This is a genomic window from Rhodococcus sp. NPDC127593 (assembly GCF_042671975.1).
GTDB lineage: Bacteria > Actinomycetota > Actinomycetes > Mycobacteriales > Mycobacteriaceae > Rhodococcus_F.
Window position 1 is genome coordinate 1 of record NZ_JBHXWI010000179.1, and the last position, 1,373, is coordinate 1,373.

Below are 1,373 nucleotides of genomic sequence, written 5' to 3' on the forward strand. Positions count from 1 at the left end.
CCAGGGTGCCGTAGTTGTTGAGTAGCGGGCGTTCTGCCTGGGGTTTCCGATCTTCGGAGGTGTCTCGGGGGGCGGCGGAGCGGGCATAGGGACAGGGATTGATCATGGGTGTGTCTTACGCATCCGATGCTCATCCGCGAGGAGTCACCTATGCCCGCCGGGACAGTGTCCCCGATCGACCCGTGTCTTGACCAGCTGACCCGGTGGACCGACGCCGTCGCCGCCCCGGAGCGGGTGCCGGAACTGCTGACGGTGCTCGACGAGCGGCTGCCCGATCCTCGTGGCCTCCGCGGTCGGCGCTATCGACTCTCGTCGTTGGTAGCGGTCGCGCTGTGTGCGGTGGCCGGCGGAGCCCGCTCGTTCTATGCGATCGCCGACTGGGCGGCCGGTGTCGGCCCGGAGGTGCTGGTGCGGTTGGGTATTCGGTTCCGGGTGCCGAGCGAGGCGACGCTGCGGTTGGTCCTCGAACGCATCGACGGCGACGATCTGGACCAGGTGCTCGGCCGTTACCTGTCCGACAGCAACGGTGACGGCGGTGGGCGTCCGGTGGTGGCAGTGGACGGCAAGACAGTGCGCGGAGCACGGGCCGGACAGGAGCCGGCACCGCATCTGGTCTGCGCGGTCACCCACGACGGCGCCACCGTCCTCGGGCAGTGCCGGACGGCAGAGAAATCCAACGAGATCCCCGCCGTGCGCCGACTGCTGCGGGGCATCGATCTGGTCGGGGCGGTGATCACGATCGATGCGATGCACACCCAGAAGACCACCGCCCGGTGCCTGCGGGAACAGTGCCGGGCAGACTACGTGATGATCGTCAAGGCGAACCAGCCCGGATTGTTCGCGCGGGTGAAGGCGCAACCCTGGGAGCAGGTTCCGGTGGTGTGGCAGGACGGCCTCGAGCGTCACCACGGCCGCGAGGAGCAGCGCAGCTACAAGATCATCACTGTGCCCCGGGGCCTGCGGTTTCCGTACGCACAGCAGGTCGTGCAGATCATCCGGCGCCGGCGCCGGATCGGCACCGAACGATGGGGCGTCGAGGTTGTCTACGCGATCTGTTCACTGCCGTGCGAGCAGGCACCACCGAAGCTGTTGTCGGCGTGGATCCGCGGTCATTGGACCATCGAGAACAAGATCCACTGGGTGCGGGACGTGACGTTCGACGAGGACCGTTCCACGATCCGCACCGGCAGCGGCCCGCAGGTGATGGCGACGTTGCGGAACACCGTGATCAGCCTCCACCGCCGGGCCGGACAGTCCAACATCGCCCGCGCCTGCCGGCGACTCGCCGCCAACCCTGTTCACGCGGTCGACCTGATCCTGGGAACCTGAAAACGCAGCTCACAGCTCCAGAAATCAACAACTACGGCACCCTG

At 67.4% G+C, this 1,373-nt stretch carries 1 protein-coding gene; it reads left to right on the forward strand.

Going from position 1 to position 1,373, the window contains the following annotated elements; translation table 11 throughout:
* The first annotated feature begins 150 nt into the window (after window positions 1–150).
* The gene (locus ACFVJ3_RS49465; protein ID WP_378459042.1) at window positions 151–1,329 is read left to right on the forward strand and encodes an ISAs1 family transposase; all 1,179 of its coding nucleotides are present in this window, start codon (window positions 151–153) and stop codon (window positions 1,327–1,329) included.
* Window positions 1,330–1,373: the final 44 nt, after the last annotated feature.

Excerpts from the sequence above, each read along its gene's own strand:
- ACFVJ3_RS49465 (WP_378459042.1), top strand. The coding sequence starts at position 151 with ATGCCCGCCGGGACAGTGTCCCCGATCGACCCGTGTCTTGACCAGCTG.